Source organism: Loktanella sp. Alg231-35 (assembly GCF_900143545.1).
Classification (GTDB): Bacteria; Pseudomonadota; Alphaproteobacteria; order Rhodobacterales; family Rhodobacteraceae; genus Yoonia.
Genome location: NZ_FREV01000004.1, coordinates 67,844 through 93,173, shown reverse-complemented (window position 1 = coordinate 93,173; position 25,330 = coordinate 67,844). Strand labels below are relative to the sequence as shown.

Below are 25,330 nucleotides of genomic sequence, written 5' to 3'. Positions count from 1 at the left end.
TATAGAGACGCTCGCGCCAAAATCTAAGGGGCAAGTGCTGTTTGCTGCAAACAAATCCGTGTTCCAACGCCAAACCACCGCCGGAGGTGTAAATGTCTGATAAGAAAACATGGGAAGAGATTGCCCGCAAAGAACTGCGTGGCAAGCCTTTGGAGGCGCTGACATGGGATACGCTGGAAGGCATCCCCGTCCAGCCGCTTTATACATCCGGTGATACGGACGGATTGCCGCATATGGGCGGTATCCCCGGCGAGGCCCCGTTCACGCGCGGCGTGAAGGCCACGATGTATGCAGGCCGTCCTTGGACGATCAGGCAATATGCCGGGTTTTCGACGGCGGAAGAATCGAATGCGTTCTATCGCAAAGCGCTTGCGGCCGGGCAGCAAGGTGTGTCCGTTGCTTTCGATCTGGCGACCCACCGGGGCTACGACAGCGATCACCCCCGTGTTGAAGGTGATGTCGGCAAGGCTGGTGTGGCGATTGACAGCGTGGAGGATATGAAAATCCTCTTTGATGGCATTCCGCTGGACAAGGTCAGCGTGTCCATGACCATGAATGGCGCGGTTATCCCAATCCTCGCCAATTTCATTGTCGCCGGGGAAGAACAGGGGCACCCGCGCAATGTGCTGTCAGGCACCATTCAGAATGACATTCTGAAGGAATTTATGGTGCGGAATACTTACGTATATCCGCCTGAACCTTCGATGCGCATCATTGCGGATATTATTGAATATACGACAGGTGAGATGCCCAAGTTCAACTCTATCTCGATCAGCGGCTACCATATGCAAGAGGCAGGCGCGAACCTTGTCCAAGAGCTGGCCTATACGCTGGCCGATGGGCGCGAATACGTCCGCACCGCGATTGCGCGTGGCATGGATGTTGATCAGTTTGCCGGGCGATTGTCGTTCTTCTTTGCTATTGGCATGAATTTCTTCATGGAGGCCGCCAAATTGCGCGCCGCCCGTCTGCTCTGGTCGCGGATCATGGCGGAATTCGAGCCTAAGAACCCCAAATCATCGATGCTGCGCACCCATTGCCAGACCTCTGGCGTGTCGTTGCAGGAACAGGACCCGTATAACAACGTGATCCGCACGGCTTATGAGGCGATGAGTGCGGTGCTGGGAGGTACGCAGTCGCTGCATACCAACGCGTTGGATGAGGCGATTGCGCTGCCGACAGAGTTCAGCGCGCGGATTGCACGGAACACGCAGCTGATCTTGCAAGAGGAAACCGGTGTGACCAATGTGGTCGATCCGCTGGCCGGATCGTACTACGTCGAGAATTTGACGCATGAATTGGCCGAGGCCGCCTGGGCTTTGATTGAAGAGGTTGAAGACTTGGGTGGCATGACCAAGGCCGTGGCCTCTGGCATGCCTAAACTGCGTATTGAGGAAACCGCAGCGAAGCGCCAGGCAGGCATTGATCGGGGGACCGAGGTCGTTGTCGGCGTCAACAAATACCGCAAGGACAATGAAGACCCGATCGACATTCTAGACATCGACAACGATGCGGTACGGCTTTCCCAAATCACGCGGATTGAGGCCACGAAGGCTGCCCGCGACGATGCGGCTTGCAAAGCGGCGCTCGCGGAACTCACCCGCCGCGCCACGGAAGGCGGCAACCTGTTGGAGGCAGCGGTCGAAGCATCACGCGCCCGCGCCACTGTTGGAGAGATTAGCATGGCAATGGAAAAAGCATTCGGACGGCACCGCGCCGAGGTAAAGACTTTGGCAGGCGTCTATGGCGCAGCCTATGAAGGCGACGAAGGGTTCGCGGCTATTCAGTCCAGCGTCGAGGCTTTTGCCGAAGAAGAAGGCCGCAGGCCGCGCATGCTGGTCGTGAAGATGGGGCAGGACGGGCATGACCGCGGCGCAAAGGTCATTGCGACGGCCTTTGCCGATATCGGCTTTGACGTGGATGTCGGACCATTGTTCCAGACCCCGGCTGAGGCCGCACAGGATGCCATCGACAATGACGTGCATGTGATCGGGATCAGCTCTCAGGCGGCGGGGCATAAGACGCTGGCACCTAAACTGGTACAAGCGCTGAAGGATGCAGGTGCCGAGGATATCATCGTCATTTGTGGTGGGGTTATTCCGCAGCAGGATTATCAGTTCCTTTATGACAGCGGTGTGAAGGCGATCTTTGGACCGGGCACCAATATTCCCAAGGCAGCGGAAGATATTCTTGGGTTGATCCGGGCGGCGCGCACCTAGCATAGTGCGCCTATGCTGACACTCGATCATCTTGCCGTTGCTTGCGTGTCTTTGGACAAAGGGACGGCTTGGGTCGAGCGTCAACTGGGTGTAAAGATGCAACCCGGCGGGCAACATGCCCGCTATGGCACGCATAACACGCTGTTTGGGTTGGCGGATGGGCTTTATCTGGAAGTGATCGCGGTTGAGGCAGGGGCTGTGCCCGAGGCCGGACATACGTGGTTTGATCTGGCGCAGTTCAGCGGCCCGCCCCGTTTGGCGAATTGGATTTGCCAGACCGATGATCTGGACGCCGCCGTGGCCAAGGCCCCTGCCGCTGTCGGGACACCGCAAGCGCTGACACGTGGTGATCTGTCATGGCAAATCACAGTCCCTGACGATGGTAGTCTTCCCTATGATGGCGCGTTTCCGACGCTGATCAAATGGGCCAAGGGCACCCATCATCCCGCAGACCGACTGCCCACCAGCGGGTGCCGCCTGATCGGGCTTGAGGTGACACATCCCCTGGCAGAGCAGTTGCGCGACATGATGGCACTCACTGATGATCGGGTAACGCTGCACGCGGGTCGGTCTGCCATGAAGGCCACATTTGACACGCCTGCCGGTGTCAGAACCTTATGAAGATCCGACCTGCCGCGCCTGCCGATGCCCCTCAAATCGCTGATATCTGGAATCGCGCAATCCGCGAGACCGTGATCACCTTCAACCCTGTCGAGAAAACCGTTGCCGAAGTTATCGATTTGACCGCCAAAGACTGTCTTGTCTGGGTGCAAGATGATCAGGTGCTGGGCTTTGCACGCTATTTCCCCTTTCGCGGTGGGCAGGGGTATCGCTTCACCGTCGAGCATACGATCATGCTGCATGCCGATGGGCATGGTCAGGGCGGTGGACGCGCACTGATGCTGGCATTGCTGGATCACGCCAAGGCCGCAGGAAAGCACTCGATGTTTGCCGGTTGTAGCGCCGAAAATACAGGTGCTGTGCAATTTCACGCCCGACTGGGATTTGAAGAGGTTGCAACGCTGCCCCAAGTCGGGTTCAAGTTCGGGCGTTGGTTCGATCTTGTTTTGATGCAGAAATTACTCTGAAAGGCAGCACCCCATGTCGATTTGGTCGCGCATTGCTGAGGCGATCTCGGCCCTTGCCAGTGGCGAGGGTCTTTTGGCTATCTTTGAGAAACTGCGCACAGATCCTGACCGGACTGTGGCCTTTGCTATTGCAGTGATCGCACTGGGTGCAAAGATGGCCAAGGCAGACGGGTTGGTGACCAAGGATGAGGTTGTGGCCTTCCGCGAGGTGTTCGTGATCCCGCCAGAGGAAGAAGTGAACGCAGCGCGTGTCTTCAACCTCGCCCGTCAGGACGTGGCGGGGTATGACACCTATGCGCGTCGCATCAAGGCGATGTATGGCAGTGACGACCGTCCGCTTTGCGACTTGCTAGAGGGACTGTTTCACATTGCGGTGGCAGATGGTGTCTATCATCCCAAAGAGGATGATTTCCTGCATGAGGTGGCGCAGATATTTGGCTTTGATGAGCGGCGCTTTCGTGGCATCCGCGCACAGTTTGTGGCCGAAGCTGACCGCGATCCTTTCGATGTACTCGGCGTTGATCCCGACGCACCCATGGACGAGGTCCGCGCGGCGTGGCGCAAACTGGTCCGTGAAACCCACCCAGATCAGATGCTGGCCCGCGGTGTACCTCAGGAGGCCATCAAACTGGCCGAGCGACGCATGGTAGCCATCAACCGCGCCTGGGAAGAAATTCAGGGCGGAAAAGCAGCGTGAGGATCGCCACCTACAATGTGGAATGGTTCAATAGCCTGTTTGATGATGATGGCCAGTTGATCGATGATGGCAGTTGGTCATCCCGCTGGGATGTGACCAAGGCCCAGCAAACCGCCGGTTTGGGGCATGTCTTTGCCGCGTTGGATGCTGATGTCGTAATGATCATTGAGGCCCCCGATACCAGCCGACATCGCAGCTCGATCAAAGCGTTAGAGCATTTCGCGTTGCGCTTTGGCCTGCGGGCTCGTGAGGCCCTGATAGGGTTCGCCAATGACACACAGCAGGAAATTGCGCTGCTTTATGACCCCGACACGGTCACAGCACGGCATGATCCACAAGGAACCGATGATGCGCCGCGCTTTGACGGCGCATTCGCCATGGATGTTGACATTGACGCCCATCCTGACCCGATCGTCTGGTCCAAGCCCCCGCTGGAAGTGGCGTTGGAGACCGCCATGGGCCCACTGCGCCTGATCGGTGTGCATGCAAAATCCAAAGCGCCGCATGGCGCGCGCGATGAGGCCGAAGCGACCCGCATTTCCATCCAGAACAGACGCAAGCAATTGGCGCAATGCATCTGGTTGCGGCGTCGCGTGGCGACCCATCTAGAGGCGGGCGATGACCTGATCGTTCTGGGCGATTTCAACGATGGTCCGGGGCTGGACGAATACGAAAAGCTCTTTGGTCGCTCCGGAGTAGAGATTGTTCTGGGCGAGGGGGAAGGCATCCCCCTGTTTGATCCACATGCCCGCATGGCGCTGGGGCGGCGCATCGGGGCGGCGCCCACAACGGCCCGTTTCAAACGCAAAGGCCAGCCATTTCTACAGGCGCTGTTGGACTATGTGATGGTGTCGCCGGGCGTGCATGCGCGTGACCCGCAGTGGCAAATCTGGCACCCGTTTGACCATCCCGAGTGCTACGCCGACCCAGTATTGCGCGAGGCGCTCTTGGCGTCGTCAGATCACTTTCCGGTCGTGTTGGACCTAGCCTAAAGCAGTTCGCCTAAGAACCTAAATCGCAACGCGCCTTTGTGCAGCGGAACAGTGCCCCGTGGTTCAGTCCTTGTAGAACCGCTGCCCACGATACCAATAGGCCTTGCGTCGCTCACCCGCGGCGAGCGCATCCTCGTGGTGCTCTTCTTCCACATCAAACGCAGATGTCTCTTGCGCCTCAGGGCGTTCTTCGACGGCAAGTTCTTCGGCTTTGGGCTTCTTTGGTACAATGCGCACGATACGTGATGGCTTACGCTCCGCCACTTTCTCGGGGGCAGTGGCCAGTACTGGCTTGTCGACAATGTCCACAGCAATAGGCTGTTCCTGCAGGCTCACGCTCACCTTGAAGATCAGGCAGGCCGTGTTGTCCTGCTCTGGATCGTTGAGTTCTTCGATCTCTTCGACCAGCGCATTGGCGATGTCGACGCTGCGCCCGGATTGGGTCTGCTTGAGCGTACGCGCAATAACCTCATTCGACAGATACTGGATGCCGTCACTTGCAACGATCAGGATGTCATCAGGCAGCAAGGTAACGGGGTGCTCGGGGCAGTCGATCTTTCGAATTTTGCCACCGGTAATGGCCGACGTTAGCGTATTGCGATCCGGATGATCGCGCCCGACTTCCTCGGACATGGCGCCGGCTTTGACCATCATGTCAATTTCAGGGGCCATGGAGTGATCTTTATTCAACTGGCGCAGGGCACCGTCGCGGAACAGCAGCAAAGGTGAATCGCCCACCGAGATCCAAAAGAGTTTTTCTTGCCGGATCACAACCGACAGCAGGGTTGCGCCCATGCCGTGGGCTTCGTCATCTTCTGAAACATGTTGCGAAACGCGCGCATTTGCGGCCTCGGCGGCTGTTTCCAGTGTGGAGGGAATGTTCAGGACACCCTCATCAAGCATCTGATCCTTGATCTTGAGCTGCGCAAACATTTCGGACACCACCAGCGTGCTGGCAACATGCCCCGATGTATGGCCGCCCATACCGTCTGCCAACACAGCAAACCCTGTATCCTGACCGAGCGCAAAATTGGAAATGAAGCTGTCTTCTTGATAATCGCGGGCACCTTTGAGGGCCACTGTCGATACATCAAAACTCAGAACTTCCGCACACACCTGTCTACCGTCCAACATCACTATTTAACCTAATTCGAACCATGTAACAAAACGCGGGCACGCTCAACTACAGCTGCCCGATAAGACTAGAGTAGAGGAAGCCGGTGAACAATGGCAACTTTCGGGCAGATACGTGGCGACACTGTGTCGATTGAGGGAACAGTGACCCTCATGCGCATACATTTAGTGCCTGTTGTGGATAATATGTACAGGTTTGTGATTCTGCCGATACTATTTTGAGTTGTTTTTCTTTCAAAAAATTTCAATTTTGAGGCGATTCGCAGAGCGCGTTATCGACGTGATTTGATATCAGTATCTATTTGGTAAACTTGACGTTTCCGGTTGCTCCCATCGCGGTGGCCAGTGCTGCAAACCGGGCCTCGGCCACCTCGCCGAAAAGTGGACGCGCGTGTTGGGTCAGCCGCAGTGTCAATTCGCGCGACTTGGGTTTCCATTTCAGCGTGCCGGGTTCTTCGTCTGCAGTCAGCCAGAGCATCGCCCCAAGACGCATCGCCCGGCCAAGAATTTCAGCCTCTTTGATCTGACCCTCATCAAGCATCTCAAAAAGCGGATCAAACCGCGAATTGCTTATCTTGCTGGTGTAGCGGTTCATCAGCGCAAGCCCCAGCAACACTCGTTCGTAATGCTTGAGACCACCAAGGTTGGCGCGGGTGGCGTTGTCAAACGTCACCTCGGCCCGGTAGTCGGGATGCGCGCGCCAGCTGACGTCATGTAAAAGGCACGCCGCCTTGATGATACGCTTGCGTTGCCAGTTGGCACGCGGGAACAGCGGTTTCACAAAATCATAAAGGACCCGACCAAAACCGGGCAGACGCGCATCCTTGGCCTCGGCAAAGCGGCAGGCCTCGATCAGTGGATCACGTTCGCGCAGTTCACGGGGCATCTGTTCGTACAGCATCCCTTCGCGGATGCCATAGGATGACACGGCAACATCCTTGGGCTTGAAGGTGCGGATCAGTTCCTTAAGCACGATCGAGGCCAGCGGGACCAGCGACATCCGGCTGTCCGAAATATTGCAGCGACTGCGCAGGTCTTGCAGGTTTGATTTGCGGATGTATTCGGCCGTCTTACTGATTTGCCGTGCGGTCATGCGGTATTCGTGCAAGACGGTCAGCGGGTAACTGCGCCGCTCCATATCGACGCGCGCAATCGCCCGCCATGATCCGCCGACAAGGAACAAGCGCATGCCGGTGACGTTATCCATATCGTCATGCAGCTTTGCCATCACTTCGCGCACATGCGCTTTGACGGCTTTCTTGCCGCCCTTGATTTCGCGCAGCTTCAGCGGGCCAAGCGCCGATGTCACGCGCCGCCCAACGCGGCCCTCGGCAAGATCCGCCAATTCCATGGACGATCCACCAATGTCGCAAACCAACCCATAGCTACCCGGCCATCCCAACAGGACGCCCTGTGCCGACAATCGCGCCTCTTCCTTGCCGTCAATGATCCAGAGCTTGATGCCGGTTTCGCGCAGCACATGGTCCTGAAAATCCTTGCCGTCAGAGGCTTCACGCACCGCAGCGGTGGCGACTGCCGTCAGGGTTGGTATGCCCATGCCTTCGGCCAATGCGGCAAAACGTCGGATCGCCGAAAGGGCACGCAAACGGCCTTTAGGGTTCAGGTGCCCGGTTTGGGTCAGACCGGCCCCCAGCGCACACATGATTTTTTCATTGTAGAAATAGGCAGGCGAACGCGCCGCGCCATCAAACACAACTAATCGGACAGAGTTCGAGCCGACATCGATTACGCCAACCCGGCTCAGGCCCTTGGCTGCGGCATCTTCAAACAAGGGGCGCCCAAAAGGCCCCCAGTCGATCGTTTCAACGTTTGATGGTTGCGTCATGTGCTCGCAGCTCTTACCCCGCTGCAACAATGGGCTGTCGGGCAATCAGCGTCAATCATCCAGCCCGCAATAAATGCGGTTGCCAGTGGGGTGGGTTGAAATCATGGTCCAGACAACAAAAGCGATCGCACTTCAATATGAACTGAACCTGACAAAAAATGCACCCGGCACTTAAGAAATACGACAATCTAGAGATTGTATCGCGTGATCTGACCCGCAATGCGGGCTTTACGCTGTCCGCGTTGGTTCACAACAAGATGCAGTCGGGTTTGAGTAACCCCATAAAACGCAGCCTAGTCATCCTCATGCGTTAACTGCGGCACATCGGATGCACCTGCTGATCCGCGTCCTGACAGCGATGGGTTTTCCATAAAGAAGCGGTGGCAGTTGAACGCAAATGCACCTTCATCCACCTTGCCGCGCTGAAAACTTCCGTCGGCGGCCATGACCCAACTTTGTGCCACATCGGCCATGTTTGCCGCCATAATCTGACGCACGATCTGGGCCTTGACCGTCGTGTTCTTGATCTCAACCAGCGTTTCAACCCGGCGGTTTAGGTTACGGCCCATCCAGTCGGCGGAACTCATGTAGACCTTTGCTTTTTTGGAAGGCAGCGCCTGCCCATTGCCAAAGCAGACTATCCGCGAGTGTTCCAAGAAACGCCCTACAACAGATTTGACGCGGATGTTTTCGGACAACCCCTTCACACCGGGCCGCAGCCCGCAGATGCCGCGTACAACAAGGCTGATCTGCACGCCCGCCTGACTGGCCGCATAAAGCGCGTCAATCACGTCACTGTCGATCAGGGAGTTCATCTTGGCCCAGATCATCGCGGGTTTACCCGCTTGCGCATTTTCAGCCTCTGCCGCGATCCGATCAAGCAGGGTTTCTTTCAGCGTGAGCGGTGAGATCGACAGGTTTTCCAGCCCCTCGGGTTGTGCGTAACCGGACAGGTAGTTGAAGACCTTCGTCGCATCGCGCCCCAGTTTGGCATCGCAAGTGAAGAGGCTTAGATCCGTGTAGATTCGGGCCGTAATCGGATGGTAGTTGCCGGTGCCGAAATGCGTGTAGGTCACCAATTTCTCGCCCTCGCGGCGCACTACGGTGCTGATCTTGGCGTGGGTTTTGTAATTCAGGAATCCGTAAACCACATGGGCGCCAGCCCGTTCCAGCCGCCGTGATTGGCGGATGTTGGCGGCTTCGTCAAAGCGGGCTTTCAATTCGACCAGAGCCGTTACAGATTTTCCGTCCTCGGCCGCTTCGCAGAGCGCTTCGACAATGGGGGAACGTTTGGAGGTCCGATAAAGTGTTTGTTTGATCGCCACCACGTTGGGATCACGTGCGGCCTGGGTCAGGAAACGCACCACCATATCGAAGGTCTCATAGGGGTGGTGTAACAGCATGTCCTTTTGCCGGATGGCCGCGAACATATCGCCATCGTGGTCCTGAACCCGTTCCGGCACACGCGGTGCAAAGGTTGGCCAGAGCAACTCTGGCCTGCTGTCCAGCACCAGTTCTCCCAGATCGGCGATACCGATCAACCCGTCCACTTCGACGACGGTTTCTTCGGTCACATGTAGTTCGGACATGATCAACGATTTGAGCGCGGTTGGCGCGCCGGCAGAGAGTTTCAGACGCACCACCTCGCCGCGGCGGCGCCGTTTCAACGCGGTTTCAAATTCGCGCACAAGGTCTTCGGCCTCATCCTCAAGTTCCAGGTCGCTGTCGCGCAGCACTTTGAAGGCACAGCTGCCCTTTGTTTTGTATCCCGGAAATAGCCGCGAGATGTTAAGCAGCAACAATTCTTCGAGCGGCAGAAACCGATGGCCCTTGTCGGTCGGTAGGGCCACAAAGCGGTCGATCTGCGCAGGGACTGGCAGCAAGGACCGCAATTGGCGCTTGTCGCTGGGCCGCTCTAATTGCAGCGCAAGTGCAAAGCCTTCGTTGGGCAGGAACGGGAACGGGTGTGCGGGGTCAATCGCGAGGGGCGACAATACCGGGAAGACTTGTTCGATAAACACATCTTCGAGGTAGGCGACATCGGCTTCACTGAGGTCCTTTTGCGCAAGGATATGGATATCCTGTGCTGCCATCTCGGACTGCAGGGCAATGAAAACTGCCTGCTGGCGCGCCATTAGGCTGCGCGCATCCAGATCGATGACGGTTAGTTGTTCGGCAGGTGTGCGGCCATCAAGGCCAGGCGTTACATTGCCCTCATTCGTCAGCTCTCGCAGGCCAGCAACCCGGACGGTGTAGAATTCATCAAGGTTAGTGGCGGATATCGACAGGAACCGCAGCCGTTCCAGCAAGGGCACGCGCGGGTTCTCGGCCTCTTCCAGCACGCGCCAGTTAAAGCTTAGCCAGCTTAGTTCGCGGTTCACAAAACGCGCGGGGCTTTTGATGTCGATATCGAGTGTGGTCGGGGACGGAAAGTCCCCTTCAAGAAAGTCAGCGTTGGTCATGGGGCCTTTTGGACCGCCTTTGTTGCGGTTCTATGACAAGTATCAGGGGTTTAGGCGGGCTTGTCCAGTAAGCTCGCCGCGAGACCCCGGTTGATGCTGCGCCCTTCGGCCAAAGCGGCGGCATCCAGCCGCGCCACGATATCAGAAGCCGCAGCAAAGGAGCGCTCAATCCGAGTGGCTAGATAGCTGACCAATTCGGGTTTTGGCATGATCTGCCGGTCTGCAAACAGTTTCATGATCAGCGCCGACAAAAGCGCATCATCGGGGTCGTCGATCTGGACGACGGTGGCGGCCTCCATGCGGCTGCGCAGATCAGGCAAGGCGATGGGCCAGCGACTGGGCGGTGTTTGTGCCGTCATCATCAGGGTGCCGCCGCCCGCGCGCAGGTTGTTGTGCAGGTGAAAGATATGCTCTTCCGCCGGTTGGGGTAGTTGTTCCATATCTTCGATCACCACCATGTCGCAGGACGGCATATAGGCAGGCGTAACGTCACGCGCGTTGATCAGCGATGCCCCGGTTTGCCCTTGGAAAATCCGCGCAAGATGGCTTTTGCCGCATCCCGCGGGCCCGGCGACGACCAGTTTGCGTTCGGGCCAATCATCAGGGGAGGCCATCAGGGATGCCGCCTTTGCATTGGCCTCGGAGACAAAGAAATCATCCGGCCCAAGGGCCACACCGGTGGGCCAGTCAAAAACAAGCTGATTAGTCATTCAGGATTGCCCGCGATAAAGCAGGCTTTGCTTATATTGCACCACCCCCCAGCGGGCGACCACGCCGATCATCGCTGCAATTGGCACAGCAACAAGCATGCCAACAAATCCAAAGAGCGATCCAAAAACCGACAAAGCAAAAAGCAGCCAGACAGGGTGCAGGCCAACGGAACTTCCCACCAATTTCGGTGTCAGAATGTTCCCTTCCAAAAACTGCCCAACACCGAAGATGCCTGCGACAATCCCGATCCGCAGCCAGTTGGTGGCATAAGTGATGGTGTCGCCGTCGGTGACCTCGACCGAGCCCCAGAATTGGAACAAGGCAAGACCAATAGCCAGAACGCCACCCACCAATGCGCCAACATAAGGAATGAAGGTAATGAGCCCGGCAATGAACCCGACAATCAGTCCAAAATTCAGCCCGGCAATCATCAGAGCGACAGCATAGTAGGTTCCAAGGATCAGACAAACGGTGCCTTGGCCCCGAATGAAGGACGCCAGCGTCGCATCGATATCGCGCGCGATGCCCCGGATCGTTTCAACATGGTCGCGGGGCAGCATCTCATCGATCTTCGCTGTCATATTGTCCCAGTCAAGCAGCATATAGATGGCCACAACCGGCACAATCACGACCAAAACAATGATGTTGATTAGCCCCAACGCCGAGGACAGAACCCCGTTGACCAATTCGCCGCCTCTGGCTTGGACCGCCTCGCGCAGCGCGATAAGCTGCTGATATGCGGCACTTTCTTCGTCGAAAAGTTGTGGAAAGCGTTCTTTGAGCCCGGCGCTGACGGTATCGAACAGCTCTGGCGCGGTGTTGATCAGCAGTGTCATCTGTTCCACCAGATTTGCGATGATCAGAAACAAAAGCGGGATGAACACCAAAACGGCTGTCAGGGTAATGATTGCAACGGCAGCGATGCGGCTGCATCCCGCCCGTTCCAGCCTGTCCGCAATCGGATCAAGGCAATAGGCAATGGCCCCGCCCAGTACAAATGGCAAAATCACATCGCCCAGAAACCAAAGCGCAATAAGAAAGACAGCCGTTGCAATGCCCCAGTATTTTGCTTGTTGTCCGACAGGAAGTGCCATGTTTCATCCGTAATTGCTTACCGCAATAGATGCGGCATGCAGCTTGGTCCTGCAAGGGCTGGGGGCAAATTACTCTGCCCTGACAACGCGTGCTGCGATATCAAGCTCGATCGTGTCAGCCACAAGATCGCTATAGCCACTTGCCCCAAACGCCGACCGACTAACGGCCCCGCTGATCCGAAAGCTGAGCTGGCTCAGATCACCAGCTTCTGTGCCCTGCTGGCGAAACAAAGATGCATCCAGTGTCACTGGTTGGGTGATACCCCGGATCGTCAACAGCCCGTCGATCTTGCCGCCTGCCGATAGATTGCGCAGGTCATTGGGGCGGATCGCTGTGGATTGGAAGCGGATCGTGGGATGGTTGCGGGCATCCAGCACGCTGCTTGCCTTCAGGGCTTCAGTCGCAAAGATCAGACCGGTACGTGCGCCGCGCACGTCAACCGAGGCGACTACCGATGATGCGGTGAACGTATCGAAGTCAATCTGGATGCTTGCCTGTGATACGGGCATCGTGCCGCGGTTCTGTGCGCCCGATAGCGTATAGTTAAACCCCACCTCTGAGCGGTCAGGTTGCAGGGCATAGTTGACAGGTGCCGCGGTGGCCATGACCGGAAAAAGCAGCAAAATGGCAAGGGCGAGGTTCGGAAAGCGGGACATCGGCGGTGATCCTTTGATTGCGTAAGTATTACAGGACTTACGCCTGAACCCTCAGATTTATTCTGCCGCATCGCCAATCTGTGATCTGAGTGCTTGCGAGGGCCCGCAGCCCGGCTTACACCAAACGCCAACATTTGCTTTCCATAAAGGTCAATCCAATGCGCCTGAGCCGCTATTTCCTCCCTGTTCTGAAAGAAACGCCGCGCGAGGCGCAGATTGTCAGCCATCGCTACATGTTGCAGGCCGGGATGATCAAACAGGCCAGCGCGGGGATTTATTCGTGGTTGCCGCTTGGTTTTAAGGTGCTGCGCAAGATCGAAAACATCGTGCATGAAGAACAGGCGCGTGCGGGGCATATCGCCATTCAGATGCCGACGATCCAGTCCGCCGACCTTTGGCGCGAAAGCGGACGCTATGATGCTTACGGCGAAGAAATGTTGCGCATTAAGGACCGGGGTGGGCGTGATATGTTGTTCACGCCAACGGCAGAAGAAATGGTGACGGATATCTTCCGCGCCCATGTGAACAGCTACAAAGACCTGCCGCTGACCCTTTACCAAATCCAGTGGAAGTTCCGCGATGAGGTCCGCCCGCGCTTTGGTGTGATGCGCGGCCGTGAATTCTATATGAAAGATGGCTATAACTTTGACCTGACCAAAGAAGATGCGCTGCACGCCTACAACCGCCATCTGGTCAGCTATCTGCGCACCTATGAACGCATGGGCCTGCAGGCGATCCCGATGCGCGCGGATAGTGGTCCGATTGGGGGCGACAACACGCATGAGTTCCTCGTGCTGGCCGACACAGGCGAAAGCGAAGTGTTCTATGACAGCGAGATCACCGACCTGAAATTTGGCAACCGCGATGTCGACTTTGACGACCACGCCGCGTGCCAGAGCGTGTTGGAGGAGTTCACCTCGCGCTACGCCCGCACCGACGAAACCCATGATGAGGAGCTGTTCAACGACGTGCCAGAGGAACGCCGCCGCACGGCACGCGGCATCGAAGTGGGGCAAATCTTTTACTTTGGCACCAAGTATTCCGAGGCGATGGGCGCCGAGGTTGATGATGGCAAGGGTGGCAAAGTACCGGTCCACATGGGCTCGCACGGTATTGGTGTGTCGCGTCTGTTGGGCGCGATTATTGAGGCCAGCCATGACGACAAAGGTATCATCTGGCCGGAAGGCGTGACCCCGTTCCATTGCGGTATCTTGAACATGCGGCAGGGGGATGACGCAGCAGATGCAGCCTGTGAAGCGCTTTATGCGTCATTGACCGCCCTTGGGCTTGAGCCGCTTTATGACGACCGCGACGAACGTGCAGGGGCCAAGTTTGGCGCCATGGATATGATCGGCTTGCCGTGGCGGATTACGGTAGGCCCGCGCGGCCTCAAGAACGGTGTTGTTGAACTGACAAGCCGCCGCACAGGCGAAAGCGAAGAATTGCCACCCGAAGAGGCCGTGGCCAAAATCGCCAAGATATACGAAGGCATCGCATGAGCCTGACCGAGGTTGACTGGTCACTGATCCCGTCGCCCTCGGATGATGGCAAGGCGGACCATCTGGAAGGTAAGGACCTGCCTGACCTGAGCCTGCCTAGCACGAACGGTGGTACGGTAAACCTCGGCCAGCTCAGCGGGCTGACCGTCATTTACATCTACCCCATGACAGGCCGCCCTGACCGCGACCTGCCTGACAGATGGGACCAGATCCCCGGCGCGCGCGGCTGCACGCCGCAATCCTGCGCTTTTCGCGATCATTATGCTGAGCTACGGGAATACGGCGTGAAGAACCTTTTTGGGCTGTCGACCCAAACCCAGACCTATCAACAAGAGGCGGCAGAACGGTTGCACCTGCCATTCGCCTTGCTCTCGGATGATGGTCAAGCACTGGGCAAAGCGCTCAACCTGCCGGGGATGGACGTTGAAGGGGTGCATCTACACAAACGGCTCACGATGATAGTTCGGGACAGGGCGATCTTGCGGGTGTTCTATCCAGTGTTTCCGCCTGATCAGGATGCGCAGAATGTGATCGCTTGGCTACGCAAAGACGCGGAAGAACGCGCATAGCTGCCTGCGCCGTTCTCTTGTAGGCCAATTTCTGTTACTAAGCTGGCAAAACAAAATGTCACGAGGCAGCAGATGACACTGAAATTCCCAAATGGGGCGCTGATATGATCAGAGCTCTTTGTCTGGTTGGCGGGTTGACCGGGGCGGCTGGCCTGTCGCAATTCCCTGAATTCTCGCAGCAATATATGCAACGCCTGGGCGGTCAGGTGGATGAATTGACCCGCGTTGTTGTGGGCTTTGATGACACAGCACTGGCCGAAGGTCTGGGCCGCGAAGAGATATTGCAGGAAATGTCTACGACCCCATTGATGGAAGGTCAGGTGGCAATGTGGCGCGGCACCTTTGCGCGTCATGCCCGGCTGAGTGAGAACCTCATGGTTTTGCAGGCGGCCAGCCCTCTAGAGCGTGTGATGATGCCGCAACGCATGATGGATACGGCGACTGCGCGCGCGACCTGGGCTGATTTCACACCGGCCATGCCGTTGAGTGCGGCTGGCGCCGCCGCGACGGGTACTGGGTTCTTAGGTGGATGGTTGGCTTTCGCTGGCGTGCTGTCGGTGCTTTTGTGGCCGTTCCGCAAAGCCACACCGACGCGCAAGCCCGCGCCCAAACGCCGTGCTCCAGCGGTCAAGAATGACCCGCCGGTGATGCGCCCGCAACTGGTATCGACAACACCGGACAACCGCCCCCGTCTTGCTGGCGTCCAACGATAAATCACGCATCGGTTGCGTGGGGCGGCACCATCGGCAGTTTCACCCCCGGAAATCACTGGTGAAGCAGCAGAACGCTTGACCATTGCGCACTCCCGCCCCACGTTGCGCGCAAATGACAAGCAGGAGCCGCCATGGCCGAGGTGAGAACCACCAAACCCTTTGCCAAATTCGAATGGATGATCGCCTGGCGATATATCCGCGCGAAACGGGCCGAAGGCGGCGTCAGCGTTATGACGTGGATCAGCCTGATCGGCGTGACTTTGGCTGTCTTCGCGCTGATCGCGACACTTGCCGTGCGGTCGGGCTTCCGGGCTGAATTCATCGACACCATTGCAGGGGCAAATGCCCATGTCACGGTTATGCGCCCGCGTGAAGTGATCAAAGACCATGCTGAAATGGCAGAGCGTATCCTGACCGTGGATGGCGTGCGCTCCGTTGCCCCGCTTGTGCGCGGGCAGGCTATGGCGTCGGCAGGTGACAGGATCGGGCTGGCGGATATCTATGGGATCAAGCTTGAAGACCTCAAAGCATCTGACGCCATCGTGGACAGCGAGCGCACTGTCGGCAACATTGATGATCTGCCCAACGGCATTGCGCTGGGGTCTGAGCTGGCCAACAGGCTGGGCTTGACGGTGGGCGACCGGATTGAAATCACCACACGCTCGGGGGCGGCCACACCGATGGGGCAGGCCGCGCGGCGTAACGCCTATGATGTGGTCTTCATCTTTTCCACCGGGCGGTTTCAAATCGATGAGGTGCGCGCCTATTTGCCCTTTGACGTCGCCCAGTTGATTTACAACCGCGACGGCGTCGCTGATGAGCTGGAAATCAGGCTCGATGACCTCAATCAATCCGAAGAGCTGAAGCAGACGATTGCCAACACCGCCGGCCCCGGCATTTGGGCCTTTAGTTGGCAAGACCGGGTCGGGCGCTTCCTGCGCGCGCTGACGATTGAGGACAATGTGATGTTTATCATCCTGTCGATCCTCGTGCTTGTGGCCTCGATGAATATCATCAGTGGGTTGATCATGCTGGTCAAAAACAAGGGTCGCGATGTGGGTATCCTGCGCACGATGGGTCTGACCGAAGGATCAATTCTGCGCATTTTCTTTATCTGTGGGGCCGGGATCGGGACGATCGGCACGGCCTTGGGCGTTGTGCTTGGGTGTCTCTTTGCTATCTACATCGATCAGATTTTCAGCCTTGTGAACTATGTCGCGGGCGGTGGTGTTTGGGATCCGTCGATCAGGGGCATCTACAACATTCCTGCAGAGCTACGGCTGGTGGATGTGATCAAGGCGATGTCCCTGTCGCTGGGCCTGTCGTGGATCATCACTATCTTCCCTGCGCGCCGTGCCGCCCGCATGAACCCGGTTGAGGCTTTGCGCTATGAGTGATCACACGTTGCAGGTCGCAGGGCTGACCAAATCCTACAATGCAGGCAAACCCAATCAAGTGAATGTGCTGCAAGGTGTATCGCTTGACGTGGCCCCCGGTGAAGTGGTCGCACTGGTTGCCCCTTCCGGAGCAGGCAAATCCACGCTTTTGCACATTGCCGGCCTGCTGGACACGCCGGACAATGGCACAGTGATGATTGAGGGCACGGATATGACCCGCCTTTCGGACCGCAAGCGCACCGCTGTGCGCCGGGCCACTGTAGGGTTCATCTATCAGTTCCACCACTTGCTGCCCGAATTTACAGCGCTTGAAAACATCGTCCTGCCGCAACTGGCCAATGGCGCGGGCGAGATAGAAGCACAAGTGCGGGCCATGGCCCTGTTGGACCGTGTGGGCATCGCTGAGCGCGCCGCACATCGCCCGGCGGCTTTGTCTGGTGGCGAACAACAGCGGGTGGCGTTCTGCCGAGCGCTGGCGAATGCACCATCGCTGCTTTTGGCGGATGAACCCACCGGCAATCTGGACCCCGACACCTCGGACCGGGTGTTTGATGCGCTGATGACCCTGGTGCGTGACACCGGGCTCGCGGCTGTGATTGCAACACATAACCTAGAATTGGCGGCACGCATGGATCGGCAAGTCCGGCTGAACGCAGGTATATTGGAGACCCTATGAGTATTTCCGTTGTTGAGATTGAAGAGCGCAGCCGCGCGGCCCTGTCGGCCCATGGCGCGGGCGATATGCAGGCCGCCGCCGTAGCCAAAGCCGTGGCGCGGGCCGAGGCATTGGGCAATGTGATTTGCGGCCTCTACTATTTGGAAAGTTACTGCACGCAACTGGCATCCGGGCGCGTCAATGGCACGGTCACGCCTGCCGTGTCACGCCCTCGCCCCAGTGCGGTGCTGGCTGACGCAAAACTGGGCTTTGCCCAACCCGCCTTTGCGATGGCCTTGCCCGAAGCAATCGCCGCCGCCTTGGAAAACGGTGTTGCGACATTGGCCGTGGCCCATGCCCACACATGCACTTCGTTGGGGTATTTTACTGAACAGATTGCAGCGGCGGGCCTGATCGGGCTGGGCTTTACCAATGCTTCGCCTGTTGTGGCACCCCCCGGTGGCAACGCGCGGGTGATCGGCACGAACCCTATCGCCATGACCGTACCGGGCGAAGACGCACCAGTGATGCACTTCGATTTCTCAACCTCTGCGGTCGCGCTGGGCAAGATCACAATGGCCAAGGCAGCGGGCGAAACCATCCCGCTTGGCTGGGCGGTCGACAGCGACGGGCAACCGACAACAGACCCGGACGCCGCCCTCAAAGGTGCTCTGGTCAGCGCGGGCGGCTACAAGGGCTGGGGCTTTGGCCTGATGGCAGAACTATTGGCAGCAGGCATGACGGGATCGGTCAACTCGATTGATGTCTCTGGCCTGAAAGTGGCAGAGGGCCAGCCGCATGATTTGGGGCAGTTCTATATTCTGATGGACCCAGGTACTTACCATGCTGATTTCGGCGCACGTTTCGCCCGCGTGGCCGAGGCCGTGGCCGCACAGGAAGGTGCGCGCATCCCTGGCGCGGACCGCCATGTGATGACCGAAGTGGATGTACCAGAGGCGCTCTGGGCGTCTGTCCTCAGGCTTTCTGCGTAACAAAGACACCGGCGGCCATCAGCGCGATGCCCGCCGCACGGGTCAGCGTCAGCGATGATGGCTGTGCAGTGAACAGGCCAAAGTGATCAATGGCGGCGGCAGAGATCAACTGCCCAAGCAATACAAAGAACACCGCGTTGCCGACGCCCATTGTGGGCGCGATCCATGTGATCGAAAGCACGTAGAACGCCACCAATGTGCCCGCCAGAAACAGGTGTTTTGGGGCAGTGGCGAGTTTGGCCACGGCCTGTGGATTGGTCAGGAGTGCGACGATAGCCGACACGCAGAGGGCCACGATGAACAATACCGTCGCTGCTACGGCAGGTGATCCGATATGGCGGCCAAGAGCTGCATTCAGTGCCGCCAGAACCGGCACACCAACCCCGGCGGCGAGCATGATCATGATGTTGGCGTGCATGGCAGATCCTTTGCGTGATTTCACCGCCAATGTGATGCAGATCAAGACAAGGCGCCACTCCTGTTGTTAGGATAGGGCAAAAGCAGGAGGCAGAGCATGAAATACCTGATCATTCTAGCGACCCTTGGATTGGCCGCATGTGTCGAGGAACCCATGGACGGGCGCAGCGCCTATCTGGAAAACTGCGCTGCCTGTCACGGGGCGGATGCCACGGGCAACGGCCCCGCATCTCGGGGGTTGAGCGTGACACCCCCTGACCTAACCGGGCTGTCCGCCGCCAATGGTGGGGTCTTCCCGCGTGATGCGGTGATGAGCACCATCGACGGGCTGGACCGTGGCACCCACTTCAGTGCCGCAATGCCAGAGTTTGGGGCCGGTGATCTGGGCGATACGGTTGTGGTTGAAGACGATGGGCTGGGCACGCCGGTGCCGATGACTTTGCTGTTGTTGACTGACTATCTGGAACGCATCCAGCAGTAACCAAGCCTAACAATCGCGTGAAATCGTTGCAGCATTGCTTTCCTGAGGGCCGCAGTGGGTTAGGTCTTGGCCCAACCCAACTGGCAAGGAGCCACTCATGCGCATCATCCTCTCCGCCGTCCTCGCTCTGTCCGCCGCTGCCGCGACCGCAGGGCCGATCAGTTTTTCAAACGGCTGGCAGGAACAGCGCCTGTCGTTGTTCAGTTCCAATGACTATAGTTTTGGGCAGAACCTTGGGCTGGTATCTGACGGGTCCGTGTCGATCGCATGGAGCCGGGTTGCCCGTATGGATTGGGAAGCGTCAGGTGCAGCGTGGAGCTGGACCGTGGACCAGTCTGTGCCAGCAACGGACCTTAGCCAAAAGGGCGGCGATGATCGCAATATCTCGCTCTATTTCGTCTTTGTGCCAGAAAGCATTGCGCCCAGCCTTGAGGGGGCGAACATTCGCAGCCTGTTGGGCAATGATGATGTGCGCATCATGCAATACGCATGGGGCGGCAACCATGCGCGCGGGCAGGTGATCCAGTCGCCTTATGGACCACGCGGGCAGGGGGTGACGATTGCCCTGCGGCAGGCAGGCACCGGTTCACATAGCGAAAGTGTTGATTTGGCCGCAGACTACGCCCGCGCCTTTGGGGGTGAAAAGGGCGCGCTGGTGGGTTTGGCTGTCTCTGGTGACAGCGATGATACCGATACGGTGATCCGGGCGGTGATTGGCAACCTGAGCCTGCGGTAAGGGTTGATTTGCATCAACGCGCCTGATCGATGCCCCCACTAATGTGAGTGCAACAAATCAAGGAGGACGTGATGCGATTGATTGCTTTGGTAACGGCCTTGGGCCTTGCTTGCCCCGCTGCGGCACAGGATGCGATGCAGGGTGAGGCGTTATTTGGTTTTTATTGTGCGACCTGCCACGGCACGGACGCACGCGGCGATGGTCCGATGTCGCCGTCTTTGGTGGTGCCACCTGCGGATCTGTCAACGCTGGCCGCGCGCGGCGAGGGCGTGTTTCCTACCTTACGTGTGATCATGCGCATCGACGGGCGCGATCCGCTGGTCAGCCACGGCAGCATGATGCCGGTTTATGGGGATTTCTTTGCTGGTACGGACGTGGCGACCAAGGCTGAGACGGGCCAGCCGATCATGACATCGCAGCCGATTGTCGATCTACTCGCCTACCTCAAGGCTCTTCAGCAGGAGTGAGGCGAGAAAAAGGGCGGCGTATGAAGGGGAAAATTGCGGGGCAGGAACGGGTGTATGGACGGCGTACATATGCTGTACGTCCAGCGCTTATGGATGGGGTGCGCCGGGGCAGGCCCCGGCCTACGGGGCTTGCGTGCCCTCACCAAACATCCCGCCCGGCCGCGCCGGGCAGGGCCCACCGGGGCTGCGCCCGTTGATCACTCAAATGGTCCCCCGGACCATTTGCAAGACGCTCTCAACCCTCCCCCCGGAGGGCGCTTTTGCGACGTTGGGGATATCGCTACCGTTTTGTGATTTGAGAGGGTGGGTTGCCACCGAGAGGGAGCAAGCGCCCTCTATGTCGGGCGCTGCCCGTCAGTTCTATCTCAACGGCGCAACCAACACTCACTTCGAGGGTGTCGGAAGCCATCACGACTGTAGAGCGGCGACAGAAACCCCCACCTTATCTCACGCAAGTTTTTCCCGATACTCATAGGGACAAAATACATTAAGAAATAAGCAATTGAGCAGTAGATTGCCCCGAGCACTGTAGCGGCGAGTCCCCAGACCAGTGTCCAAGTTTCGGCAAGGGCGATTATTCTGAATGTATCAGCACAAATTGCCCACAACGCCAGCCCGATTGGTAGCGCCATTAGCGCGATAGGTGCCGCGTAGGTCAGCATTACCACTGGCCCATCTAGCCCGGCGCTACTGTGTAAGTTCCCATTTCTCAGTGGTGATGAGAGGTCATACCCTTTCTTCCCTCGTAGGTGGCGTTTTAGTTCATTGTACCTCGTTCCTTCGGTAACGTTGTTAGAAACGACCGCATCGAGAACAATATATTGAAGCAGTATGAGGCTCGATACTAAAGTTGCCCACCAATAGCCCGTAGCAACGACGATCACGTAGATCTTTGGTATTGCCAATTGAACGATGGTAGTTTTGATTTCGATCAATTCGCCGCCAGAAAGTTGGGTTGCGACGACTGATGAAAGTATGAAGAAACTGCCTAATTTACCAAGTTCAGTCATTTTCTCAGACTGCAGGTCTTGGACACGCTCCAAAATATCGTCCTTCGACCTACCCTCTCGGATCAACTCTTTTTGTGCTCTGCAGAACTCATGATGAATTCTAAGAAACAAGGAGAAACGGGCACTTTTTGGAGTCATCCTAGCGCCCCACTAAACATCCAACTCCTCCACAAACCGCGCGTTCTCCTGAATATACTGGAACCGCAACTCCGGCTTCTTCCCCATCAGACGCTCGACCAGATCTGCCGTATCCCCCGGCTCTTCATCGTGCACGGTCACGCGGATCAGTTTGCGCGTTGTCGGGTCCATTGTCGTTTCTTTGAGGTCTTTGGCGTCCATCTCACCCAGCCCCTTAAACCGCTGCACGTCGATTTTACCTTTGCCGCCCAGACCCTTGGCCATCACGGCGTCTTTCTCTGCGTCGTCGGCCACATAGACCCGTTTAGCCCCTTGCGTCAGCCGGTACAGCGGCGGGCAGGCCAGATAGAGGTGCCCTTGGTCGATCAGTGGCCGCATTTGCGTGAAGAAGAATGTCATCAGCAGCGAGGCGATATGCGCGCCGTCGACGTCCGCATCCGTCATGATGATGATCTTGTCATAGCGCAGGTCGTCGACGTTGAATTTGGTTCCCATGCCAACGCCCAAGGCCTCGCACAGGTCGTTGATTTCGGCGTTGGTCGTCAGCTTGGATGACGCCGCCCCCAGCACGTTGAGGATTTTACCCTTGAGCGGCAACAGCGCCTGATTGACCCGATTGCGCGCGCCTTTACCAGAGCCGCCCGCTGAATCACCCTCGACGATAAACAGCTCGGTTCCCGCGCGGTCTTTTGATGTGCAATCGGTCAGCTTGCCGGGCAGGCGCAGCTTCTTGGTTGCCGATTTACGCGCGGTTTCCTTTTCCTGCTTGCGGCGCAGCCGTTCTTCGGCCCGCAGCACAAGGAAATCGAGGATAGCACCTGCGGATTTCGTATCTGCCGCCAGCCAGTTGTCAAAGTGATCGCGCACCGCACCTTCGACCATCTTCTGGACGTTCTCGTTTGACAGCCGGTCTTTGGTCTGCCCCACATATTGCGGATCGCGGATAAAGACCGACACAAGCGCGCAACCGCCTGTGGTTAGGTCTTCGCGGGTGATCTGTTTGGCCTTCTTGTTCGAAACGCGTTCGCCATAGTCGCGGATGCCTTTGAGGATCGCAGCCCAGAAGCCCGATTCATGCGTCCCGCCTTCAGGCGTGGGCACCGTGTTGCAGTAGGATTGGATAAAGCCATCGCGGGATGGGGTCCAGTTGATGGTCCAGTCAACCTTGCCGGGCTCGCTGAACTTTTCCTGAAAGGTGACCGTGCCAGAGAACGGTTTGTCGGCGTATGTCGTCGCCTCCTCAAGCCGTTCGTTCAGGTAATCAGACAGGCCGCCGGGGAAGTGGAACTTGGCCTCGGTCGGGGTGGTGCCATCGTCGATAGCGGATTTCCAGCGGATTTCGACGCCGGAAAAGAGGTAGGCTTTGGACCGCGCCATCGCAAAGAGGCGGGCGGGTTTCAGTTTGAGATAGCCAAAGATTTCGGGGTCGGGGTGGAAGGTCACCTTGGTGCCGCGCCGGTTGGGCGCGCTGCCGATTTTTTCGAGCTTGGTTTGCGGGACGCCCCGCGCGAATTCCATCGCCATCAGCTCTTTGTTGCGCGCCACTTCGACACGCAGGTGATCCGACAGCGCGTTAACCACCGACGAACCGACGCCGTTCAGTCCGCCGGATGTTTCATAGTTCTTGCCTGAAAACTTGCCGCCAGCATTGAGCGTGCAGAAGATGATTTCAAGCGCGGATTTGGACGGGTCCTTGGGGTGCGGATCGGTCGGGATGCCGCGCCCGTTGTCGGCGATAGAGACATTGCCGTTCTCGTGTAGTTCAACCTCGATCCAAGTCGCGTGTTCGGCAACCGCTTCGTCCATCGAGTTGTCGATGATTTCGGCCACCATGTGGTGCAGCGCCCGGTCGTCGGTGCCGCCGATATACATGCCGGGGCGCAGGCGGACGTGTTCCATGTCCTCCAGCACTTCGATGCTGTCGGCGTTATAGTCGTTGGGGGTGGCCCCGGAGAGAAGGTCGTTGGCCATGATACTGCTCATTCTTTTGATTGCCCTTATAATGGCAGGCGGGGGGACAGGGGGCAATCACGAAAGGCTTTGTTTGTCTGGCTGGGTGGCTATTCCCCCATCACCTTGGTCTCGAACGTCAGCCCCGCCGCCGTCCGGTTGGGAAAGCCTGTCCAGTAGCTGTGTCCTTCGATGGGGTCTCCGTCATCATCGACGACCCAAACCCCATCGGTTGCCACAGGTGTCAGGTCGAAATAGTCGGCTTTCTCTGTGTCCCCTTTCAGGTGCAGGTCCAGATAGGCGCTCACGAAATGCTGGCTGATGTTGTTCATCCGCACATTGTCCCAAACCGAGTCGGCGTAGTGGTCGAAGGGCGCGTAGCCAAGCACCTCTGACACCGCATAGCTTTCTGCGGGTGCGGGCATGGGGGCGCCTGCGTTGTGGTTGGCGTGCGCGAACGTCAGCAGGTGCCGCGTGGTATTGACAGTGTCGTCAAAGATCCCCCGGATCGCTTCATACTGCGACACATCGTCGATCCCGCCTGCAATCAGCATTAGCGGCTTTTCGATCCCGGCCCAGCTGTCAGCATCCCAGAACCCGGTATTGTTGCCCCAGGGGCCGAAAGCGACGATGGCTTTGACCCGGTCGTCGGTAAGCGTGCCGTGGCTTTCGGTGAACATCATGTTGCGTTCCAACAGCCCCTGCGGCGCACCCCATTCGTAGGTGGTGCTTAGTTCCGTCACCCCTGCGCCAGCGTAGATCAGCGCACCATAACCACCCATAGAGTAGCCGACGATGGCGATGTTGTCGGTTTGAATGATTTGACCAAGGTCACCGTCGAGTGCGGTCACGCTGTCGATCACAAAGCGCTGGTCCCATGGCCGGTTCACAAGGGTAGATCCAAAGGCGGTTTGGTCGTCATAGGTGCTGTCGGGATGATCGATCGAGGCCACGACATAGCCTTTGGAGGCGAGATTTTCGGCCAGCGGTGACAGCAGGAAACGGTTGCCGGGATAGCCGTGCGAGATGATGATCAGGGGGAAGGTCTCGGTCGTGTCGGGTGTCGCATCGCGGGCGGCCTGACCTGTCAGGGTCGTCTCTGTAACCCCGTCGCGGATCAAGGCGGTGTAGGTGCCGCCGGGTGTTGTATCCTCTGTCGCAGGATACCAGAGTTCCACCGTCAGGACCCGGTCATAACGGGCCGGGTCACCGGTCTGACCGGTGTTCGCCACGTCGATTTGATCTGCATTTGTGAACGTCATCGTCGTGACGCCGATCTTGTGCGCACCAAAGGCCGCCAGTGCGGGTGCGTCGGGCCGCACGATGTCAATCCGGTTTTCAGCATGGCCAGCGGTGGCGGCCATCAAACCAAGGGCGGCAGTCAGTTTGCGCATCAAATGCTCCTG

The 25,330-nt window shown here is 57.9% G+C and carries 24 protein-coding genes; 14 read left to right on the top strand and 10 right to left on the bottom strand.

Annotated features, from left to right (window positions below):
• Window positions 1-92: 92 nt before the first annotated feature.
• From scpA to DHN10_RS10295, 5 genes are read left to right on the top strand one after another with little or no spacing between them, the layout of a single operon-like run.
• A complete protein-coding gene (gene scpA, locus DHN10_RS10315) occupies window positions 93-2,219 on the top strand; it encodes a methylmalonyl-CoA mutase (RefSeq protein WP_108815258.1) in 2,127 nt (708 codons plus the stop codon).
• A gap of 12 nt (window positions 2,220-2,231) precedes the next feature.
• Window positions 2,232-2,840, top strand: a complete 609-nt coding sequence (locus tag DHN10_RS10310) for a VOC family protein (RefSeq protein ID WP_108815257.1) — start codon at window positions 2,232-2,234, stop codon at window positions 2,838-2,840.
• Entirely contained in the window at window positions 2,837-3,307 is a 471-nt protein-coding gene (locus tag DHN10_RS10305) for a GNAT family N-acetyltransferase (protein ID WP_108815256.1), read from the top strand. The genes DHN10_RS10310 and DHN10_RS10305 overlap by 4 nt, the downstream gene beginning before the upstream one ends.
• Before the next feature lie 13 nt (window positions 3,308-3,320).
• A complete protein-coding gene (locus tag DHN10_RS10300) occupies window positions 3,321-4,004 on the top strand; it encodes a molecular chaperone DjiA (RefSeq protein ID WP_108815255.1) in 684 nt (227 codons plus the stop codon).
• Window positions 4,001-4,996 carry an endonuclease/exonuclease/phosphatase family protein gene (locus tag DHN10_RS10295; RefSeq protein WP_108815254.1) on the top strand — a complete coding sequence of 332 codons (996 nt, stop codon included), beginning with the start codon at window positions 4,001-4,003 and terminating at the stop codon, window positions 4,994-4,996. The genes DHN10_RS10300 and DHN10_RS10295 overlap by 4 nt, the downstream gene beginning before the upstream one ends.
• A 63-nt stretch (window positions 4,997-5,059) precedes the next feature.
• Here the strand turns inward: DHN10_RS10295 and DHN10_RS10290 are convergent, their stop codons facing one another.
• From DHN10_RS10290 to DHN10_RS10265, 6 genes are all read right to left on the bottom strand, one after another.
• On the bottom strand, window positions 5,060-6,130 hold the full coding sequence (locus DHN10_RS10290) for a PP2C family protein-serine/threonine phosphatase (protein ID WP_108815253.1): 1,071 nt from the start codon (window positions 6,128-6,130) through the stop codon (window positions 5,060-5,062).
• A gap of 298 nt (window positions 6,131-6,428) precedes the next feature.
• A complete protein-coding gene (locus tag DHN10_RS10285; RefSeq protein ID WP_108815252.1) occupies window positions 6,429-7,976 on the bottom strand; it encodes a Ppx/GppA family phosphatase in 1,548 nt (515 codons plus the stop codon).
• Between the two features lie 293 nt (window positions 7,977-8,269).
• On the bottom strand, window positions 8,270-10,438 hold the full coding sequence (locus DHN10_RS10280; protein ID WP_108815251.1) for an RNA degradosome polyphosphate kinase: 2,169 nt from the start codon (window positions 10,436-10,438) through the stop codon (window positions 8,270-8,272).
• Window positions 10,439-10,488: 50 nt separating this feature from the next.
• Entirely contained in the window at window positions 10,489-11,148 is a 660-nt protein-coding gene (locus tag DHN10_RS10275; protein ID WP_108815250.1) for a DnaA ATPase domain-containing protein, read from the bottom strand.
• Window positions 11,149-12,243, bottom strand: coding sequence for an AI-2E family transporter (locus DHN10_RS10270; RefSeq protein WP_108815249.1), 1,095 nt, complete (start codon window positions 12,241-12,243; stop codon window positions 11,149-11,151).
• Window positions 12,244-12,312: 69 nt separating this feature from the next.
• Window positions 12,313-12,900, bottom strand: coding sequence for a YceI family protein (locus tag DHN10_RS10265; protein ID WP_108815248.1), 588 nt, complete (start codon window positions 12,898-12,900; stop codon window positions 12,313-12,315).
• A 158-nt stretch (window positions 12,901-13,058) separates the two neighbouring features.
• Here DHN10_RS10265 and proS point away from each other — a divergent pair, with 158 nt between their 5' ends.
• From proS to DHN10_RS10235, 6 genes are all read left to right on the top strand, one after another.
• Complete coding sequence (gene proS / locus DHN10_RS10260; protein WP_108815247.1) at window positions 13,059-14,399, top strand: proline--tRNA ligase; 1,341 nt, start codon at window positions 13,059-13,061, stop codon at window positions 14,397-14,399.
• Entirely contained in the window at window positions 14,396-14,968 is a 573-nt protein-coding gene (locus DHN10_RS10255) for a peroxiredoxin (protein ID WP_108815246.1), read from the top strand. Before proS ends, DHN10_RS10255 begins: the two co-directional genes overlap by 4 nt.
• Before the next feature lie 104 nt (window positions 14,969-15,072).
• Window positions 15,073-15,681 carry a DUF2937 family protein gene (locus DHN10_RS10250; RefSeq protein ID WP_108815245.1) on the top strand — a complete coding sequence of 203 codons (609 nt, stop codon included), beginning with the start codon at window positions 15,073-15,075 and terminating at the stop codon, window positions 15,679-15,681.
• 131 nt (window positions 15,682-15,812) lie between these two features.
• The gene (locus DHN10_RS10245) at window positions 15,813-17,078 is read left to right on the top strand and encodes an ABC transporter permease (protein WP_108815244.1); all 1,266 of its coding nucleotides are present in this window, start codon (window positions 15,813-15,815) and stop codon (window positions 17,076-17,078) included.
• The gene (locus tag DHN10_RS10240) at window positions 17,071-17,754 is read left to right on the top strand and encodes an ABC transporter ATP-binding protein (protein WP_108815243.1); all 684 of its coding nucleotides are present in this window, start codon (window positions 17,071-17,073) and stop codon (window positions 17,752-17,754) included. The genes DHN10_RS10245 and DHN10_RS10240 overlap by 8 nt, the downstream gene beginning before the upstream one ends.
• The gene (locus tag DHN10_RS10235) at window positions 17,751-18,725 is read left to right on the top strand and encodes an Ldh family oxidoreductase (RefSeq protein WP_108815242.1); all 975 of its coding nucleotides are present in this window, start codon (window positions 17,751-17,753) and stop codon (window positions 18,723-18,725) included. Before DHN10_RS10240 ends, DHN10_RS10235 begins: the two co-directional genes overlap by 4 nt.
• Here the strand turns inward: DHN10_RS10235 and DHN10_RS10230 are convergent.
• Window positions 18,709-19,143 (bottom strand): DMT family transporter, encoded by a 435-nt coding sequence (locus tag DHN10_RS10230; protein ID WP_108815241.1) that lies wholly within the window; start codon window positions 19,141-19,143, stop codon window positions 18,709-18,711. The genes DHN10_RS10235 and DHN10_RS10230 overlap by 17 nt on opposite strands.
• A gap of 96 nt (window positions 19,144-19,239) precedes the next feature.
• On the opposite strand from DHN10_RS10230, the gene DHN10_RS10225 reads away from it, so the two are divergent.
• The 3 genes from DHN10_RS10225 (at window position 19,240) to DHN10_RS10215 (ending at window position 20,826) form a co-directional block, all read left to right on the top strand.
• A complete protein-coding gene (locus tag DHN10_RS10225; protein ID WP_108815240.1) occupies window positions 19,240-19,623 on the top strand; it encodes a c-type cytochrome in 384 nt (127 codons plus the stop codon).
• Window positions 19,624-19,720: 97 nt separating this feature from the next.
• Window positions 19,721-20,359 (top strand): DUF3047 domain-containing protein, encoded by a 639-nt coding sequence (locus tag DHN10_RS10220; protein ID WP_108815239.1) that lies wholly within the window; start codon window positions 19,721-19,723, stop codon window positions 20,357-20,359.
• Window positions 20,360-20,430: 71 nt separating this feature from the next.
• Complete coding sequence (locus DHN10_RS10215; protein WP_108815238.1) at window positions 20,431-20,826, top strand: c-type cytochrome; 396 nt, start codon at window positions 20,431-20,433, stop codon at window positions 20,824-20,826.
• Between the two features lie 365 nt (window positions 20,827-21,191).
• On the opposite strand, the gene DHN10_RS10210 is transcribed toward DHN10_RS10215, so the two are convergent.
• The 3 genes from DHN10_RS10210 to DHN10_RS10200 form a co-directional block, all read right to left on the bottom strand.
• Window positions 21,192-21,836 (bottom strand): hypothetical protein, encoded by a 645-nt coding sequence (locus DHN10_RS10210; protein ID WP_159086975.1) that lies wholly within the window; start codon window positions 21,834-21,836, stop codon window positions 21,192-21,194.
• A 150-nt stretch (window positions 21,837-21,986) separates the two neighbouring features.
• On the bottom strand, window positions 21,987-23,945 hold the full coding sequence (gene parE, locus DHN10_RS10205; protein ID WP_108815679.1) for a DNA topoisomerase IV subunit B: 1,959 nt from the start codon (window positions 23,943-23,945) through the stop codon (window positions 21,987-21,989).
• A gap of 89 nt (window positions 23,946-24,034) precedes the next feature.
• Window positions 24,035-25,318, bottom strand: a complete 1,284-nt coding sequence (locus DHN10_RS10200) for an alpha/beta hydrolase family protein (protein ID WP_108815236.1) — start codon at window positions 25,316-25,318, stop codon at window positions 24,035-24,037.
• Window positions 25,319-25,330: the final 12 nt, after the last annotated feature.

Bases quoted from the DNA above. Each gene is read 5' to 3' on its own strand.
- scpA (WP_108815258.1), top strand. From the start codon at position 93: ATGTCTGATAAGAAAACATGGGAAGAGATTGCCCGCAAAGAACTGCGT.
- DHN10_RS10310 (WP_108815257.1), top strand. From the start codon at position 2,232: ATGCTGACACTCGATCATCTTGCCGTTGCTTGCGTGTCTTTGGACAAA.
- DHN10_RS10305 (WP_108815256.1), top strand. From the start codon at position 2,837: ATGAAGATCCGACCTGCCGCGCCTGCCGATGCCCCTCAAATCGCTGAT.
- DHN10_RS10300 (WP_108815255.1), top strand. From the start codon at position 3,321: ATGTCGATTTGGTCGCGCATTGCTGAGGCGATCTCGGCCCTTGCCAGT.
- DHN10_RS10290 (WP_108815253.1), bottom strand. From the start codon at position 6,130: ATGTTGGACGGTAGACAGGTGTGTGCGGAAGTTCTGAGTTTTGATGTA.
- DHN10_RS10285 (WP_108815252.1), bottom strand. From the start codon at position 7,976: ATGACGCAACCATCAAACGTTGAAACGATCGACTGGGGGCCTTTTGGG.
- DHN10_RS10280 (WP_108815251.1), bottom strand. From the start codon at position 10,438: ATGACCAACGCTGACTTTCTTGAAGGGGACTTTCCGTCCCCGACCACA.
- DHN10_RS10275 (WP_108815250.1), bottom strand. From the start codon at position 11,148: ATGACTAATCAGCTTGTTTTTGACTGGCCCACCGGTGTGGCCCTTGGG.
- DHN10_RS10270 (WP_108815249.1), bottom strand. From the start codon at position 12,243: ATGGCACTTCCTGTCGGACAACAAGCAAAATACTGGGGCATTGCAACG.
- DHN10_RS10265 (WP_108815248.1), bottom strand. From the start codon at position 12,900: ATGTCCCGCTTTCCGAACCTCGCCCTTGCCATTTTGCTGCTTTTTCCG.
- proS (WP_108815247.1), top strand. From the start codon at position 13,059: ATGCGCCTGAGCCGCTATTTCCTCCCTGTTCTGAAAGAAACGCCGCGC.
- DHN10_RS10255 (WP_108815246.1), top strand. From the start codon at position 14,396: ATGAGCCTGACCGAGGTTGACTGGTCACTGATCCCGTCGCCCTCGGAT.
- DHN10_RS10250 (WP_108815245.1), top strand. From the start codon at position 15,073: ATGATCAGAGCTCTTTGTCTGGTTGGCGGGTTGACCGGGGCGGCTGGC.
- DHN10_RS10245 (WP_108815244.1), top strand. From the start codon at position 15,813: ATGGCCGAGGTGAGAACCACCAAACCCTTTGCCAAATTCGAATGGATG.
- DHN10_RS10240 (WP_108815243.1), top strand. From the start codon at position 17,071: ATGAGTGATCACACGTTGCAGGTCGCAGGGCTGACCAAATCCTACAAT.
- DHN10_RS10235 (WP_108815242.1), top strand. From the start codon at position 17,751: ATGAGTATTTCCGTTGTTGAGATTGAAGAGCGCAGCCGCGCGGCCCTG.
- DHN10_RS10230 (WP_108815241.1), bottom strand. From the start codon at position 19,143: ATGCACGCCAACATCATGATCATGCTCGCCGCCGGGGTTGGTGTGCCG.
- DHN10_RS10225 (WP_108815240.1), top strand. From the start codon at position 19,240: ATGAAATACCTGATCATTCTAGCGACCCTTGGATTGGCCGCATGTGTC.
- DHN10_RS10220 (WP_108815239.1), top strand. From the start codon at position 19,721: ATGCGCATCATCCTCTCCGCCGTCCTCGCTCTGTCCGCCGCTGCCGCG.
- DHN10_RS10215 (WP_108815238.1), top strand. From the start codon at position 20,431: ATGCGATTGATTGCTTTGGTAACGGCCTTGGGCCTTGCTTGCCCCGCT.
- DHN10_RS10210 (WP_159086975.1), bottom strand. From the start codon at position 21,836: ATGACTGAACTTGGTAAATTAGGCAGTTTCTTCATACTTTCATCAGTC.
- parE (WP_108815679.1), bottom strand. From the start codon at position 23,945: ATGGCCAACGACCTTCTCTCCGGGGCCACCCCCAACGACTATAACGCC.
- DHN10_RS10200 (WP_108815236.1), bottom strand. From the start codon at position 25,318: ATGCGCAAACTGACTGCCGCCCTTGGTTTGATGGCCGCCACCGCTGGC.